At 41.7% G+C, this 17,094-nt stretch carries 16 protein-coding genes and 1 pseudogene; 8 read left to right on the top strand and 9 right to left on the bottom strand.

The annotated features are described in order from the left end of the window. Positions 1–64 precede the first annotated feature (64 nt). From groL to KPF51_RS07200, 4 genes are all read right to left on the bottom strand, one after another. Positions 65–1,708, bottom strand: coding sequence for a chaperonin GroEL (gene groL / locus KPF51_RS07215; RefSeq protein ID WP_061405879.1), 1,644 nt, complete (start codon positions 1,706–1,708; stop codon positions 65–67). A gap of 95 nt (positions 1,709–1,803) precedes the next feature. After that, on the bottom strand, positions 1,804–2,094 hold the full coding sequence (locus KPF51_RS07210; RefSeq protein ID WP_005717461.1) for a co-chaperone GroES: 291 nt from the start codon (positions 2,092–2,094) through the stop codon (positions 1,804–1,806). Between the two features lie 88 nt (positions 2,095–2,182). Further along, positions 2,183–2,653, bottom strand: coding sequence for an FxsA family protein (locus KPF51_RS07205; protein WP_005717460.1), 471 nt, complete (start codon positions 2,651–2,653; stop codon positions 2,183–2,185). Between the two features lie 132 nt (positions 2,654–2,785). Beyond that, positions 2,786–4,357: an AbgT family transporter gene (locus tag KPF51_RS07200; protein ID WP_005723307.1), complete on the bottom strand. Its 1,572-nt coding sequence runs from the start codon at positions 4,355–4,357 to the stop codon at positions 2,786–2,788. Between the two features lie 328 nt (positions 4,358–4,685). Here KPF51_RS07200 and aspA point away from each other — a divergent pair, with 328 nt between their 5' ends. Continuing rightward, positions 4,686–6,104 (top strand): aspartate ammonia-lyase, encoded by a 1,419-nt coding sequence (gene aspA, locus KPF51_RS07195; RefSeq protein ID WP_005754612.1) that lies wholly within the window; start codon positions 4,686–4,688, stop codon positions 6,102–6,104. Positions 6,105–6,239: 135 nt separating this feature from the next. Here aspA and glyS read toward each other — a convergent pair whose 3' ends face one another. The 5 genes from glyS to glyQ form a co-directional block, all read right to left on the bottom strand. Next, positions 6,240–8,309: a glycine--tRNA ligase subunit beta gene (glyS, locus tag KPF51_RS07190; RefSeq protein WP_061405880.1), complete on the bottom strand. Its 2,070-nt coding sequence runs from the start codon at positions 8,307–8,309 to the stop codon at positions 6,240–6,242. 29 nt (positions 8,310–8,338) lie between these two features. After that, the gene (locus tag KPF51_RS07185; RefSeq protein ID WP_005723300.1) at positions 8,339–8,719 is read right to left on the bottom strand and encodes a hypothetical protein; all 381 of its coding nucleotides are present in this window, start codon (positions 8,717–8,719) and stop codon (positions 8,339–8,341) included. Positions 8,720–8,849: 130 nt separating this feature from the next. After that, on the bottom strand, positions 8,850–9,473 hold the full coding sequence (locus KPF51_RS07180; RefSeq protein WP_005723298.1) for a glutathione S-transferase N-terminal domain-containing protein: 624 nt from the start codon (positions 9,471–9,473) through the stop codon (positions 8,850–8,852). Positions 9,474–9,490: 17 nt separating this feature from the next. Then, on the bottom strand, positions 9,491–9,754 hold the full coding sequence (locus KPF51_RS07175) for a hypothetical protein (RefSeq protein ID WP_005723295.1): 264 nt from the start codon (positions 9,752–9,754) through the stop codon (positions 9,491–9,493). Between the two features lie 30 nt (positions 9,755–9,784). Continuing rightward, a complete protein-coding gene (gene glyQ / locus KPF51_RS07170; protein WP_005723293.1) occupies positions 9,785–10,687 on the bottom strand; it encodes a glycine--tRNA ligase subunit alpha in 903 nt (300 codons plus the stop codon). Positions 10,688–10,968: 281 nt separating this feature from the next. On the opposite strand from glyQ, the pseudogene KPF51_RS07165 reads away from it, so the two are divergent. The 7 genes and pseudogenes from KPF51_RS07165 (at position 10,969) to accC (ending at position 17,036) form a co-directional block, all read left to right on the top strand. Then, a pseudogene (locus KPF51_RS07165) lies at positions 10,969–12,221 on the top strand (DUF2254 domain-containing protein). A 110-nt stretch (positions 12,222–12,331) separates the two neighbouring features. Beyond that, positions 12,332–13,189 (top strand): 1,4-dihydroxy-2-naphthoyl-CoA synthase, encoded by an 858-nt coding sequence (menB, locus tag KPF51_RS07160; protein ID WP_005723289.1) that lies wholly within the window; start codon positions 12,332–12,334, stop codon positions 13,187–13,189. Between the two features lie 82 nt (positions 13,190–13,271). Then, positions 13,272–13,445, top strand: a complete 174-nt coding sequence (locus KPF51_RS07155) for a hypothetical protein (protein ID WP_014667810.1) — start codon at positions 13,272–13,274, stop codon at positions 13,443–13,445. After that, positions 13,442–14,455 carry an o-succinylbenzoate synthase gene (menC, locus tag KPF51_RS07150; protein WP_005723287.1) on the top strand — a complete coding sequence of 338 codons (1,014 nt, stop codon included), beginning with the start codon at positions 13,442–13,444 and terminating at the stop codon, positions 14,453–14,455. Before KPF51_RS07155 ends, menC begins: the two co-directional genes overlap by 4 nt. Before the next feature lie 70 nt (positions 14,456–14,525). Then, positions 14,526–14,972 (top strand): type II 3-dehydroquinate dehydratase, encoded by a 447-nt coding sequence (gene aroQ, locus KPF51_RS07145; protein ID WP_005717447.1) that lies wholly within the window; start codon positions 14,526–14,528, stop codon positions 14,970–14,972. A 154-nt stretch (positions 14,973–15,126) separates the two neighbouring features. Beyond that, positions 15,127–15,588 carry an acetyl-CoA carboxylase biotin carboxyl carrier protein gene (gene accB, locus KPF51_RS07140; protein ID WP_005717446.1) on the top strand — a complete coding sequence of 154 codons (462 nt, stop codon included), beginning with the start codon at positions 15,127–15,129 and terminating at the stop codon, positions 15,586–15,588. Between the two features lie 101 nt (positions 15,589–15,689). Beyond that, positions 15,690–17,036, top strand: a complete 1,347-nt coding sequence (gene accC / locus KPF51_RS07135) for an acetyl-CoA carboxylase biotin carboxylase subunit (protein ID WP_005723284.1) — start codon at positions 15,690–15,692, stop codon at positions 17,034–17,036. The last annotated feature ends 58 nt before the right edge of the window (positions 17,037–17,094 follow it).

The following is a 17,094-nucleotide window of genomic DNA, read 5'->3' as shown; positions in this document are numbered from 1 at the left end:
AACGAATAAAAAAGGATTGAGCGTTATACTCAATCCTTTTTTCGTATGTGAAAAGGGGGGAAGATTACATCATACCGCCCATACCACCCATGCCACCCATACCAGCAGCACCTAAGTCGGCTTTATCCTCTTTTGGTAGGTCAGTGACCATACATTCAGTGGTGATCATTAAGCCAGCAACAGAAGCCGCAAATTGTAATGCAGAACGGGTAACTTTTGTTGGGTCTAAGATACCCATTTCGATCATATCGCCGTACTGTTCTGTACCTGCGTTATAACCGAAGTTACCTTCGCCATTTTTCACTGCACTTGCTACGACAGACGCTTCTTCACCCGCGTTGGCTACGATCTGACGTAATGGGGCTTCCATTGCACGTAAGGCAAGTTTGATTCCCACATTTTGTTCTTCATTATCACCTTGAAGACCAGCGACTTTGCTAGCTGCACGGATTAAGGCAACACCACCACCGGCAACGATACCTTCTTCAACCGCCGCACGTGTTGCGTGGAGTGCATCTTCTACGCGCGCTTTTTTCTCTTTCATTTCTACTTCCGTAGCCGCACCCACTTTAATGACTGCGACACCGCCAGCGAGTTTAGCTACGCGCTCTTGTAATTTTTCTTTGTCGTAATCAGAGCTGGATTCTTCGATTTGTTGGCGAATTTGTGCCACACGACCTTGGATTTGTGCTTCGTCACCGATACCATCAATAATCGTGGTGTTGTCTTTGTTGATGACTACACGTTTTGCTTGACCAAGATCTTCAAGTGTGGCTTTTTCTAATTCCATACCGATTTCTTCAGAAATAACCGTACCAGCCGTTAAGATCGCGATATCTTGTAACATGGCTTTACGACGGTCACCAAAGCCAGGTGCTTTCACTGCTGCCACTTTCACAATTCCACGCATTGTATTCACGACTAAGGTTGCAAGCGCTTCACCTTCGACATCTTCTGCGATAATTAATAATGGTTTGCCCGCTTTTGCTACACCTTCTAAGACCGGTAACAATTCACGAATGTTGGACACTTTTTTGTCCACTAATAAAATAAATGGATTGTCTAATTCAACTGTTGCTGTTTCTGGTTTGTTGATGAAGTAAGGTGATAAATAACCGCGATCGAATTGCATCCCTTCTACAACGGCAAGTTCGTCTTCTAAACCTGTGCCATCTTCAACGGTGATCACGCCTTCTTTACCTACTTTATCCATCGCTTGTGCAATGATTTGACCAACAATACTGTCTGAGTTAGCAGAGATTGTTCCCACTTGTTCGATTTCTTTTGAGGTTTCACAAGGTTTTGAAAGGGCTTTTAATTCTGTAACCACTGCGGTTACCGCTTTGTCGATACCACGTTTTAAATCCATTGGGTTCATACCCGCTGCCACCGCTTTTAAGCCTTCATTGACGATAGCTTGTGCTAAAACGGTTGCTGTCGTGGTACCGTCACCTGCCGCATCATTCGCTTTTGACGCCACTTCTTTTACCATTTGTGCACCCATATTTTCGAATTTATCTTCTAATTCGATTTCACGCGCCACTGATACACCATCTTTAGTGATAGTTGGTGCACCGAAAGATTTATCTAATACGACATTACGACCTTTAGGACCTAAGGTAACTTTTACTGCATCCGCAAGAATATTGACACCCGCTAACATTTTGACACGTGCATCATTACCAAATTTTACGTCTTTTGCTGCCATTTTTTATCTTCCTCTCATTTCGAATCTTGTTATGCAAATTGCTATTTTAAGTTTGTTTATTTATAGAAATAACGATTTCGTGTTGTTGATAAAAATTATTCAACAATGGCTAAAATATCGTTTTCAGAAATAATTAACACTTCTTCGCCATCAATTTTTTCTGCTTTCACACCATAACCGTCATTGAAAATCACGGTATCGCCGACTTTCACATCTAAAGGTTGTACTGTACCATTTTCTAAGATGCGACCTTTACCCACGGCTAATACTTTGGCACGTGTTGATTTTGTTGCAGCAGAGCCGGTCAACACAATCCCCCCTGCTGAGCGGGTTTCCACTTCTTCACGTTTGATGATCACACGGTCATGTAATGGACGAATATTCATTGAATTACTCCTTAATTAAATTATGTTTTTGATGAAACGTTTCCCTAATATGAGGGAAAATTTGTCTGTTTCAAGGGGGAAAATAAAATTATTTTATTCTTTTATCTTCATCCACTTGTTTTTCGTATTCGGCTTCAAACACTTCGCCTTCTGATTGGCTGTGATTCGCTTTCTGGCTGTAGCGGAAGAAACGGCTACGCACTATATGGATCTTGTTGGTAATCAGTTTTTCAATCCAGAGGCTAGTGATCGGGATTAATAAAAATAATGCGATTAAATCGGTCAAAAAGCCGGGAATAAAGAAAAGGATACCGGCTACAATCCAAATGCCAGATTTTAATAACGCACGTGTCGGGATTTCGCCTTGGGATAATTGTTTTTGTACATTTAATAAGGTATACCAACCACGAGCTCGGATCATGAAGAGCCCGAAAAGCGATGATAAAATGAGTAACAGAATGAGACTCAATACGCCAATATTCGATCCTATCCAAACTAAAAGTGACAATTCGGTATAGATAAATAAAAAAGCGATAAAAAGAAAGAGAACCAGAGGCATTGTTGTTTCCTCGCTGTATGCACGTTTGTGAGATGTTGTTATAAATGGGAGCAAATTAGCCAAATTTCAACCGCACTTTAGCATAAAAAAATAAAGCTCACAGGGTTGTGAGCTTTATTTTTAATTTTGCACTTATTGCGCTGGGTAGAACATTGGCGAGTTAGGACCGACCGGTAAGCCTAACACGAAGACCCAAATAAAGAACATCGCAGACCATGCCACCAAGAAGGCAACAGAGTACGGTAACATCATTGACACAAGCGTACCGACCCCCGCATCTTTCTTATATTTCAATACGGTTGCCATGATCAAGCCAAAGTAGCTCATCATTGGGGTGATGATATTGGTTACGGAATCACCGATACGGTAAGCTGCTTGAATGATTTCAGGTGAATAACCGGTTAACATCAGCATTGGCACAAAGATCGGTGCAGTAACAGCCCATTGTGCAGAGGCAGAACCAATCATTAAGTTAATGAAGGCACAGATCAAGATGAAGCCCATAAAGAGGATACCGCCATGTAAGCCTACTTCATTTAGGAAGTTAGCGCCTTTTACCGCGATATATTGACCAATATTGGTCCAGTTAAAGAAGGCGACGAATTGTGACGCGAAGAAGATAATCACAAGGTATAGTCCTAATGTACTCATGGCTTCAGCCATCGCATTGACCACATCTTTTTCGCTACGAATACTTTTTGTCACAATTCCGTAAACCGTACCCGGAATAGCAAAGAGAATGAAGATAAAGGCAACGATCGATTTTAAGAATGGTGAACCAGTGACTAAACCTGTTTTTGGATCACGTAAAATGCCATTTTCAGGGACCACAGTCCAAGCTAATAGTGCACATAAAATTAAGAAGACTAAACCCGCGTATCTTAATCCTTTACGCTCTAATGGTGAGACTTCATTCGAGTGCTGTAAATCCAGTTCTTCTTGTGAAAGATGACTGTTATAAGGACCTAATTGTGGTTCAACGATTTTTTCTGTAATGAAATAACCAATAAACGCAATCACAAAGGTACTGGCAGCCATGAAGAACCAGTTGGCTTCAGGACCTACCGTATAAGTTGGATCGATAATTTGTGCAGCTTGTTGCGTGATCCCTGCGAGTAATGGATCAATCGTACCTAATAAGAGGTTGGCGGAGTAACCACCAGATACCCCCGCAAATGCAGCAGCAAGACCCGCTAATGGATGGCGACCTAATGAGTGAAAAATAATGGCAGCTAAAGGAATGAGGACAACATAACCTAATTCAGAGGCTGTGTTCGATAGAATCCCCGCAAAAACAATAGTGAACGTTGTCAATTTACGTGGTGATTTGGTGACCAATAAACGCATAACGGCAGAAAGAAGCCCTGCTTTTTCAGCAATACCGACCCCTAATAATGCCACCAATACTGTGCCTAATGGGGCAAAGTTGGTAAAGTTTTTCACCAAATTAGTCAAAATTCTGCTTAAGCCTTCGGCATTTAGCAAACTGACGACGTAAATCATCCCGTCAGCCGCACGTCCTTTAACGCCTTCCGGACGAGGGTCTGCAACGGCTAGACCAAAATATTCCCCTAATGCAGAAGTAATTAATAATAAAACAATAAAAATCATAAAAAGGGTAACGGGGTGAGGTAACATGTTACCGAGCCATTCCACCGTATGAAGAAATTTACTGCCTTTCTTTTGTTGTTGTGTTGTAGTCATGTGTAGTCCTTCTATATTTTAATGATACAAGGGCTATGCTCATTTTTCGCCCAACTGCAATCTAACACGATATATGTCACATTCAAATAAAATTTTTAACAAAGTGTTAACAGGATCAAATTATTTCTTTTCTATTTCTGTTAACCTATTAACGCCCTACGTATCAATTTTTATTTTGCGAGGTATTTCGGATAAGTAAAACTAATCCGAATAATAAAAATATGTCGTGGGGGCAATCTGTAAAATGTGACGGCGATCAAATATTTAGCAAAGTTATTTCCATTATAATAGGCATTAACTTGTTCATCACTCGAAATGGAGGGTAATAATGACAGTAACAAGAAAAGAAGTGGATTTACTCGGAGAACGTGAAGTACCAGCAGACGCATACTGGGGAATTCATACCTTAAGAGCGGTAGAAAATTTTAATATTTCAAATGCCGTTATCTCAGATGTGCCTGATTTTGTACGCGGTATGGTGATGGTGAAAAAGGCGACCGCCTTAGCAAACGGTGAATTAGGGGCGATTCCTGATAAAATTGCAAAAGCGATTGTAGCTGCTTGTGATGAAATCTTAACCACAGGCAAATGCTTAGATCAATTCCCGTCAGATATTTATCAAGGCGGTGCAGGTACCTCAGTGAATATGAATACCAATGAGGTTGTGGCGAATTTGGCGTTAGAGTTATTAGGACATAAGAAAGGGGAATACCAATATTTAGATCCGATGGATCATGTTAACGCTAGCCAATCAACCAATGACGCCTATCCAACAGGTTTCCGTATTGCTGTCTATAACAGTATTATGAAGCTCGTGGCAAAAGTGCTTTATTTACAACAAGGTTTTGAAAATAAAGCAAAAGAATTTTCGCACATTCTTAAAATGGGACGCACGCAATTACAAGATGCTGTGCCAATGACAGTAGGACAAGAATTTAAAGCCTTCTCTGTTTTATTAGATGAAGAAGTTCGCAATTTAACACGTACAGCAGAATACTTATTAGAAGTTAATTTAGGTGCGACAGCAATTGGTACGGGCTTAAATACACCAAAAGGGTATGCGCCATTAGCGGTCAAATACCTGTCTGAAGTCACAGGATTACCTTGTGTATTAGCTGAAAACTTAATCGAAGCTACCTCGGATTGTGGGGCGTATGTGATGGTACACGGTGCATTAAAACGTACTGCGGTGAAACTATCAAAAGTATGTAATGACTTACGTCTATTATCTTCGGGTCCGCGTGCAGGGTTAAATGAGATTAATTTGCCTGAATTACAAGCGGGTTCATCGATTATGCCAGCAAAAGTCAACCCAGTGGTACCCGAAGTGGTTAACCAAGTTTGCTATAAAGTGATGGGGAACGATACTACCATTACCTTTGCCGCAGAGGCTGGACAATTACAATTAAACGTCATGGAGCCAGTGATTGCACAAGCGATGTTTGAATCTATTGATATTTTGACCAATGCTTGTGTGAATTTACGCGATAAATGTATTGATGGCATTACGGTGAATAAAGAAACTTGTGAAAACTATGTCTTTAATTCTATCGGTATCGTGACTTATTTAAATCCATTTATTGGACACCATAATGGTGACTTAGTCGGTAAAATCTGTGCGAAAACAGGGCGCGGAGTGAAAGAGGTCGTACTCGAAAAAGGACTCCTCACAGAAGAAGAATTAGATGATATTCTCTCAGTGGAGAACTTAATGAATCCAACCTATAAAGCGAAGTTGAATAAATAACTTGCAAAATAACTGTTAATTTAACCGCACTTTGAGCTTGCTTAAAGTGCGGTTTCTTTTTTGGAAATTTTCTTTGTTATACCTCGACAAGAAAAAATGGCACTTTACAGTGCCATTTCGTGATGCGGTTATCTATTATTGTAAGAGGGAAATATCTGCCACTTGTAAGAATAGATTACGTAGGTTATTTAAGATTGCTAAACGGTTTTGGCGTAATTGTGGATTTTCCGCGTTCACCATGACATTATCGAAGAAAGTATCCACGGGCTCACGCAATGCCGCTAAACGATCCAGTGCCACTTGGTATTCGCCTTTAGCAAATAGTGGCGCAAGCTCAGCTTGTAACGCAATCACCTGTTCAGCTAACACTTTTTCTGCTGCTTCTGCACATAATGTGGTGTCAATATTGGCTGGTAATTCCCCTTCAACTTTCGCTAAAATATTGCTTACACGCTTATTGGCTGCCGCTAAAGCCTCTGCTGCTTCTAAGGTACGGAAGTGTGACACCGCACGTACACGAGCATCAAAGTCTGATGGTTTAGTTGGACGACGAGCAAGCACTGCTTGGATCACATCCACGGCAATCCCTTCATCTTGGTACCAAGTACGGAAACGACCGAGCATAAACTCAACCACATCTTCCACTACATTAGTATTGGTTAACTTATCTCCAAAAAGGGCGCTCGATTTTTTCACAATTTCGGCTAAATCTAGCGGTAAATTTTTCTCCACAATAATGCGTAATGCACCTAATGCGGCACGACGTAAGGCAAACGGGTCTGCACTGCCTTTTGGTTGTTGACCGATCCCGAAGATTCCGGTGAGCGTATCGAATTTATCGGCTAATGCTACCGCACTGGCGACTAAGGATTTTGGTAACTTATCGCCAGCAAAACGTGGCATATATTGTTCATTTAATGCTACTGCTACTTCTTCATCTTCACCATCGTGACGAGCATAATGCATCCCCATGACACCTTGCGTGTCAGTAAATTCAAACACCATGTTGGTCATTAAGTCACATTTTGATAATAAACTAGCACGTTTGGCTTTAGCTTCATCAGCACCAATTTGTTTCGCAATCTCGCCTGCTAATTGCTCAATGCGAGCAGTTTTATCACGCAAGGTACCAAGCTGTTGTTGGAATAATACGGTTTCTAAACGTGGTAATTGATCTTCTAAACGTTGTTTTAAGTCGGTTTTAAAGAAAAATTCCGCATCGGTTAAACGTGGACGCACCACTTTTTCATTCCCTTCAATGATCTTGCTTGGATCGTCAGGGTTGATGTTCGACACAAAAATAAAGTGCGGTAATAATTTGCCGTCTTTGTCATAAATTGGGAAATATTTTTGGTCACCTTTCATGGTATAAACCAAGGCTTCCGCTGGGACAGCAAGGAAACGTTCTTCAAATTTCGCCGCTAATACATTTGGATATTCTACCAATGAGGTGACTTCATCAAGTAAATCGTCTTCAATATCTGCTACGCCACCAAGTGCGGTCGCTTTTTCTTGCGATTTCGCCAAAATTAACGCTTTACGCTCATTGAAGTCAGCCACCACTGAGCCTTTTTCTTTTAATAGCGCAGGGTATTGATCCGCGTGTGAAATTTGGAATTCACGCTCACCAAGGAAACGGTGACCACGAAGGGTACGAGCGCTTTCTACGCCTAAAATTTCGCCTTCAATCAGCTCATCGCCTAGTAACATCGTCACCGTGTGAACAGGACGAATAAATTGCACAGTTTTGTCCGCCCAACGCATCGGTTTTGGAATAGGCAACTTCGCCAACGCATTCGCCACCATGTCTTTCAATAAGTTTTTGGTCGGTTGACCTTCGATTGTGGCGCGATGCACTAACCACTCACCTTTGTCAGTGGCAACACGCTCAGCTTGCTCAACGCTGATCCCACAACCACGCGCCCAGCCTTCAGCTGCCTTGGTTGGTTTACCTTCTGCATCAAATGCCGCAGACACCGCTGGACCACGCCTTTCAATTTGCTTGCTTGGTTGGCTCGTTGCTAAACCTAACACTTTCACCGCTAAACGACGCGGTGCCGCAAACCATTCCACCTTATCAAAGGCTAAACCGGCTTGGTTTAGCTCCAATTCCATATTCTCTGCAAACGCAGTCGCTAATTTTTTGAGCGCCTTCGGTGGCAGCTCTTCAGTGCCGATCTCGGCGAGGAAGTTTTGTGTTGTCATTTTGTTTCTCTTTAAAAAATATCAAGATTCTATTTCTTTATCGTACATTTAATTGTTATTTTTTCTGTTTTAACATCAGTTCCAAATTCCGCATGATAATTTTTATAAAGCATCATTGCTAAAGTCATTCCACCCAAAATAACAGCCAATATAATCGCGATTTCAAATGTTGCGAATATGCCGATAGCTATTAATATTTTGTTCATTATTATTCCAAATAGTCCGTCACTCGTTGATGGGAAGAATGATACAGCAAAGACGAAAGCAAGTGCGCCTAAAATCCATTTGTCAATTGTTGTAATCTTTTGGGCCTTTTTCATTTTTTCGGCTAATTCACCTTTAATAATGAAACTCGGCTCTTTATTCTTCAACGCTCTTTCAAGGTCTTCCTTAATGTTAATGACTAACATTTATTTGCTCCTTGTCGACATAAATTAATATTTATAGCACTTTGATTTTGCGAAATCTTCAATATAACTAAAAAGAGTGACGTTTCATTTGATTATGTTCGTTTCCCGACGAGCGCTATCTCTCTATCATTCACTTAGGCTGTGTTTCTTTTAGCTCAGGATATTTGTCATTCATCTCCACCGCCCATTGCACTAAGTGCGGTGCGATGTCTTTCAAATTCACACCGAGTTTTTCACCACGTAAGGCGTACCAGTCGATCAAGCAAACGGCGGAAATCGTGCCTAAATTCAGTTCATCGCCGAATTGTACTAAATAACGTTCTAACTCTTTGAAACTGCGGATATTGCGTTCGGTTAATTGTTGATGACGTGCAGTCCACCATTCGTTTTCAGGGCGGAGCAAACGCTCGGAAATAATCGGCAAGGTATTTTCCATAATGCCGTCAGTTAGGGCGTGCAGTTGCAATACCTTCCAGCGTTGGCTGTTACGAGGCAATAAATGACTCTCTGACTGAGTTTGTGCACCAAGATGATCAAGGTATTCACAAATTACATGACTGTTATACAGCCATTCACCGTTATCCAGTTGTAACGCAGGCACTCGTCCAAGTGGATTGTCTTGGTTGTGCGGTGAGTTGGGATCAAAGGATGATTGAATGGTGTGTAATTCAATCTGATCCTCAAGCTGATGATGTTTAATCACCGCCATCACTTTGCGTACATAAGGACTGGTGTTGGAATGCCAGAGTTTCATTTTTTGCTCCTTACTTGTTAGCCGAAAATGTCTTTTAACTGGTGAATATCGAGAACCACTTGCTCGTCTGCCCATAACAATGCCGGAATGCCAATATAGCCATTGCCTTTTGCTTGTTCAAAAGCGGGATGCTGATCACGCAGTGTTAAAAAACGTTTGAAATTTGCCATAGAAGACATGATTTCTACGCTTTCATAGTCCACTTCTAAGCGCGCTAATTCTGCTACAAACGGGGCGGTATCAGGGCAGAGGTTAGCGAAGAATAAAACGGGTTTGCTCATCGTAAAAATACCTGAAAAATGAACCGCACTTTATTTACAGCCTGGGAACCCTAAGGCTTCACGGCTTGCATAGTAGGCTTCCGCCACGCCTTTGGTTAAGGCACGAATGCGTAAGATATAACGTTGGCGTTCGGTCACGGAAATCGCTTTGCGTGCATCAAGCAAGTTAAAGCTATGTGCTGCTTTTAAAATGCGTTCGTAAGCCGGTAATGGTAACGGTTTTTCTAAGGCTAACAATTCACTGGCTTCTTTTTCGTATTGGTCGAAACAGTAGAATAAGAAGTCAGTATTAGCGTATTCAAAGTTATAGGTCGATTGTTCCACTTCGTTTTGGTGGAATACATCGCCGTAGGTAGTTTTGCCTAATGGACCATCAGACCAAACGAGGTCGTACACGCTGTCCACACCTTGAATGTACATGGCTAGACGCTCTAAACCGTAAGTAATTTCGCCAGTCACCGGTTTACATTCTAAACCGCCCACTTGTTGGAAATAGGTAAATTGGGTCACTTCCATGCCGTTTAACCACACTTCCCAGCCTAAGCCCCATGCACCTAACGTTGGGTTTTCCCAGTTATCTTCCACGAAACGAATATCGTTTTGGGTTGGATCAAAACCGAGCATTTTTAAGCTGTCTAAATACAATTCTTGAATATTATCTGGTGACGGTTTGATTACCACTTGGAATTGGTAGTAGTGCTGTAAACGGTTTGGGTTTTCGCCGTAGCGACCGTCTGTTGGTCGGCGTGATGGCTGAACATAGGCTGCTGCCATTGGCTCAGGACCTAAAGCTTTTAAGCAAGTCATTGGGTGCGATGTGCCAGCACCTACTTCCATATCGAAGGGTTGAACGATGACACAACCTTGGTTTGCCCAGTAATCTTGTAAGGCAAGGATCATGCCTTGGAAGGTTTTTACATTAAATTTTGTCATGATAATGTCTTTATAAAATAAGTTGAAAAAGAGAGAGAAAAATACGCCTTATTATAGGGGAAAGTCAAAGCGGGATAAAGAATAATCTCTGTTTGACTTGATTTTTCATTTTGCGAGAAAAACAGAAAAATAAAAATGCGGATTGGTTATGTGACGCGTGTTAAAGTGCGGTGGTTTTTTCGCAATTTTTTGTTTTTAAATGTGATCTGGCGTACTTACTTTTTTCCCTATTTTGGTTAGACTTGAACGTATTTTAAAGTTAAGTGTAGGGAGCCTGTGGAATGCTATATCAATGGTTATTGGTATTAAAAAAACCAAGTAATAAATTATGGGTTAGCGCTGCGAGCTGGGCATTGCTCACCGTTATTTTTGTGCTTTCGCTCCGTTTAGGGGCAAGAACGTTAGAGGTGGCAAGTTTACCGGATATTAAGCAAGAGACATTAGAAAGTTTATTAAATGTGATTGCTTCCAGTATGTTAGCGGTGACGACGTTTTCGTTGTCAATTATGGTAGCGGCGTTTGCCTCTGCCTCGAATGGGGCAACCCCACGAGCCACGGATTTGGTGATGGGAGACAGTACCACACGCACTGCGATTACCAGTTTTATTTGTGCTTTTATTTACGCCATTATTGCCAAAACGGCGTTAGGTATGGCGTTTTACGCACAAAATGGACGTTTTATTTTATTTATTAGTACGGTAGCCGTTCTGTTGTATTTAATTATTACTCTAATCCGTTGGGTTTATACCTTATCCCAACTCGGACGTTTGGGGAATACGTTAGAAAAAATTGAACAAGTGACAAGCAACGCGTTGCAGCAATACCGTCACTGTCCTCAGATGAACGCGGTATCAACACGACAGCTCAGCTCAGTGGCAAAAAAAATTGAGGCAAGAAAAAGTGGCTATTTAACCCATATTGATATGCAAGGGCTACAAAAAAGGCACAAGCACTTGAGGGATATATTCATATTTATGTTCGACCTGGCGAACTGATTTCACCGGATACAGTGATTTGTGCGTTAGAAACTGAACAGGACGTTGAAGAAGAAATATTGCGTCAGTATTTTGTGTTAGCAAAAGGACGGACGTATGAGCAAGATCCTAACTGGGGCTTTATTGTCTTAAGTGAAGCTGCGCAACGCGCTCTTTCCCCCGCGGTGAATGATCCGGGAACGGCGATTAATATTATGGCAATCATGATGAATTTGTTTGTACAAGAGCCTGAACCCCAATCGGAAGCAGATGTAGTGGAATATGATCGGTTATCTATCGCTCAATTAGATTGTGCAGAATGGATACGTGATGCCTTTGCTCCTATTTCCCGTGATGGCGCGGGGATTTTAGAGGTCAACGTGGTGATGCAAAAAGTGCTCGCCAGTATTTGGCGTAATGTACCAGAAAAAGCCGTTTCAAATGCCGCCTTACTTATGGCAGAGCAAGCATTGGCAAGGGCAGAGCAAGCGTTAGTATTGCAGGCAGAGAGAGAACAATTACGCGAAAAACATAACCAATTATTCCATTCGGTGCGTTAAGTTTGCCCAATGCAATAGGCAGAGCTAAGAATTTATCACCGATTGATAAAACATCCGCTATAATGGACGAACTTTTTAGAACAAGAGAACTCAAATTTAAGGAATTTATCATGCAAAATCCAAAAGATGACGTACTTTATGCGCCGATTGAATGGCAAGACCACAGTGAAGGGTATACCGATATTCTTTATCATAAATCGCTCGATGGGATTGCGAAAATTACCATTAATCGCCCTGAAGTACGTAATGCATTTCGTCCCCAAACCGTGAAAGAAATGATTCAAGCCTTTGCCGATGCGCGTTTTGATGAACAAATTGGTGTGATTGTATTAACAGGGCAAGGTGAAAAAGCGTTTTGTTCTGGTGGCGATCAAAAAGTGCGTGGCGATTATGGCGGTTATCAAGATGAGAGCGGTGTACATCATTTAAATGTATTGGATTTTCAACGTGATATTCGTACTTGTCCAAAACCAGTGGTCGCCATGGTGGCGGGTTATGCGATTGGTGGTGGGCATGTATTACATATGATTTGTGATTTAACCATTGCTGCAGACAATGCGATTTTTGGTCAAACAGGACCTAAAGTGGGTTCCTTTGACGGTGGTTGGGGCGCAAGTTATATGGCGCGTATCGTTGGTCAGAAAAAAGCGCGTGAAATTTGGTTCTTATGTCGTCAATATGACGCCAAAGAAGCCTTGGAAATGGGGTTAGTGAATACAGTCGTGCCTTACGCGGAGTTAGAAAAAGAAACCGTGCGTTGGTGCCGTGAAATGTTGCGTAATAGTCCAATTGCATTACGTTGTTTAAAAGCTGCATTAAATGCAGACTGTGATGGACAAGCGGGCTTACAAGAGTTAGCGGGCAATGCGACGATGTTATTCTATATGACAGAAGAAGGCCAAGAAGGGCGCAATGCGTTTAATGAAAAACGTGCGCCTGACTTCAGTAAATTTAAACGTAATCCCTGATCCAAGTATTGTTGTAAGTGGTGAGCTTGTTGCGAGTGAACTGCATTGTTTAACATGAAGTAAATACATAAGGAAGATGTCTATGTTTTCTTGGAAGAAAGTCCTCTTTAAAGGTGTGATAGCGGTATTATCGATCTTTGTCTTCGCTGTCGCGGTATTTTTTGTCGGTATGGCGCTGTTAACGCTTGATCCGAAAGACCGTTGTTTAGATTATGGTGGACGTTATGACGATGCAACAAAAATATGTGAAAAATGACCATGATAAGAAAATTTAAGTTATATCAATACAGTATTCCCGTCGATAGCCAACTCATTTTACGCAATCGTTTCTTAAAAAAGCGTGAAGGGTTGCTCGTGCAAGTTTGCTGTGATGATGCACAAGGTTGGGGGGAAATTGCCCCCCTACCTGAGTTTAGCCAAGAAACTTTAGAGCAGGCGCGTGAACAAGCATTAGCATGGTTAGAAGAATGGTCTGCCAGTGATGGTTCAGCCGGAAAATTGCCTTTAGAGCATTTATTTCCTTCTGTGGCATTTGGTTTAAGCTGTGCGTTAGCGGAAATGAAGGGGTTACTAAATGAAGAAGGCAATTATCAAGTGGCACCGCTTTGTTATGGTGATCCTGATGAGTTATATGATCCCCTCAACCAAATGCAAGGTGAAAAAGTCGCCAAAATTAAAGTGGGGATGTATGAAGCTAATCGCGATGGGCTAATTGCGGATATGCTCCTTGAAGCCATTCCTGATTTACATTTACGCCTTGATGCGAACCGCAGTTGGACGCCGAGCAAAGCACAGATGTTTGCGAAATATGTCAAACCAGAACATCGTGCACGCATTCAATTTTTAGAAGAACCGTGTAAAACGCCAGCAGAAAGCCTGCAATTTGCAAAAGAAACCGGTATTGCGATAGCCTGGGATGAAACAGTACGTGACGCAGAATTTCAACAAAATCCACCGCACTTTTTTACGCCTCAAGTGAAAGCCATTGTGATCAAGCCAACGTTAGTGGGTTCTATACAACGCTGTGTTGAATTGATTAAGCAAGCACATGCGCATGGAATACAAGCGGTAATCAGTTCTTCCATTGAAAGTAGCCTAGGGTTAACGCAATTAGCACGTCTTGCGCAACAATATACCCCAAATACGGTGCCGGGACTGGATACGCTAGATTTGATGGATTACCAAGTGATACGCCCGTGGCCAAGCTCAACGTTACCACTGATTGACTTAGATTCAGAATATATTGTTCCCATTAAGCTGGACTGATAAGACCACAAAAAGGCTGTTATTTCAGAAAAAATAGTTATAATTCTCAACTTTTAATGAGGAAGGCATTATGTCGCAACCAAAACGAATTTTGCTATTAAATGGACCGAACTTAAATATGTTAGGTGTAAGAGAGCCTACCCATTATGGCAGCCTGTCTTTAAAAACCATTGAGCAAGATTTACAGTCATTGGCACAACAATATGCTGTTGAATTGAGTTGTTTCCAAGCAAACAGTGAAGAAAAATTAATTGAGAAAATTCACCAAAGTTTTCAACAGATTGATTTTATTATTATCAATCCTGCGGCATTTACTCACACCAGTGTGGCACTACGCGATGCGCTTTTGGCTGTGGCGATTCCGTTTGTAGAAGTGCATTTATCGAATGTGCATAAACGTGAACCTTTCCGTCATCACTCTTATTTTAGTGATGTGGCTGAAGGTGTGATTTGCGGTTTAGGCGCAAAAGGGTATGAATTTGCGCTACAGTTTGCGGTCAGTTTCCTGAAAAAATAGGCATAAATTAAAGAAATTGACAGAATTTTATCGCAAAGTTGTCGATTTTCAGGTAATCTCTCGCACGAGATGTAGAATTAACCAGTTGGCACTTTAACTATCGTGGTTTGATAGCTAAAGGGTCGTTAAGAAATAATATGTTAGGACATAGATTATGGACATTCGTAAAATTAAAAAGCTGATCGAATTAGTAGAAGAATCGGGCATTATGGAATTGGAAATTTCTGAAGGGGAAGAATCCGTTCGTATTAATCGTGGTTCAGCTGCACCAAGTGCGGTGCAATATAGCCTACCTGTACAAGCTGCTCCAGCACCAGTTGCAGCCCCTACTGCACCAGCCGTATCGGCGCCAGCTGCGCCAGTCAATGCAGAAGAAGTGTCTGGTCACTTTATTCGTTCACCAATGGTAGGGACCTTTTATCGTAGTCCAAGTCCAGAAGCCAAACCATTTGTTGAAATTGGGCAGGCAGTAAAAGTGGGTGATGCACTTTGTATCGTTGAGGCAATGAAAATGATGAACCGTATTGAAGCAGATAAAGCCGGCGTGGTGAAGGCAATCTTAGTCAATGACGGTGAAGCCGTTGAGTTTGATCAAAAACTTATCATCATTGAATAATCAACTAAATTTGTAATAAGCGATGTGATATCGCTTATTTTTCATATCAATCTATTGCTAGATAGTGAGCTCACTATTTACTTACAAAGTGGAATTTTCTTATGTTAGAGAAAGTGGTTATTGCCAATCGTGGTGAAATTGCGCTACGTATTTTGCGTGCTTGCAAAGAATTAGGCATAAAAACTGTTGCGGTGCATTCCACAGCAGACCGTGAATTGAAACATGTTTTACTTGCAGATGAAACTGTTTGTATTGGTCCTGCGCCTTCAACGAAAAGTTATCTTAATATTCCGGCTATCATTGCAGCGGCTGAAGTAACAGGTGCGGATGCTATCCACCCTGGTTATGGTTTTTTATCTGAAAATGCAGATTTTGCGGAGCAAGTTGAACGTTCTGGATTTATTTTTATTGGTCCCACTGCAGACGTGATCCGTTTAATGGGTGACAAAGTTTCTGCGATTGAAGCAATGAAGAAATCAGGTGTACCTTGTGTACCGGGCTCTGATGGTCCTGTGGGTAGCGATATGGCAAAAAACAAAGAAATCGCCAAACGTATAGGTTACCCTGTGATTATTAAAGCTTCAGGCGGCGGTGGTGGTCGTGGTATGCGTGTAGTGCGTGATGAGGCCTCTTTAGAAGAATCTATCGCGATGACCAAAGCAGAAGCAAAAGCGGCTTTTAATAACGATATGGTGTATATGGAAAAATACCTAGAAAATCCACGTCATATTGAAATTCAAGTCTTAGCCGATACCCATGGTAATGCCATTTATTTAGCGGAGCGTGATTGCTCAATGCAACGTCGCCACCAAAAAGTGGTAGAAGAAGCCCCTGCACCGGGTATTTCCGATGAAGTTCGTCGTGATATTGGTGAACGTTGTGCCAAAGCATGCGTAGAAATTGGTTATCGTGGGGCAGGTACGTTTGAGTTCTTGTATGAAAATGGGGAGTTCTATTTCATTGAGATGAATACCCGTATTCAAGTAGAACATCCAGTCACAGAAATGATCACGGGTGTGGACTTGGTGAAAGAACAATTGCGTATCGCAGCCGGATTGCCGATCTCCATTAAGCAAGAAGATGTGAAAGTGCGTGGTCATGCGATTGAATGCCGTATTAATGCAGAAGATCCTAAATCCTTCTTGCCTTCACCGGGTAAGGTGGATCATTTACACTCTCCGGGTGGATTAGGTGTGCGTTGGGATTCACATGTTTATGCGGGTTATACCGTCCCACCACATTATGATTCAATGATTGCAAAATTGATTACTTATGGTGATACTCGTGAAGTCGCGATTCGTCGTATGCAAAATGCACTGGGTGAAACGATTTTAACCGGTATTAAAACCAATATTCCTCTGCACGAATTGATTCTGGCAGATGAAAATTTTCAACAGGGTGGCACGAATATCCATTACCTGGAGAAAAAACTTGGCATGCGTGACTAATTAAAATCTGTCACTTAACGAAGGAACGAGAAAAGTGGATTTATCCACTTTTCTTATA

The sequence above is a fragment of the Pasteurella sp. XG20 genome (assembly GCF_018968665.1).
Classification (GTDB): Bacteria; Pseudomonadota; Gammaproteobacteria; order Enterobacterales; family Pasteurellaceae; genus Pasteurella; species Pasteurella multocida.
The sequence above is the reverse complement of the archived record's forward strand: the minus strand, read 5'-3'. Positions and strand labels throughout refer to the sequence as shown.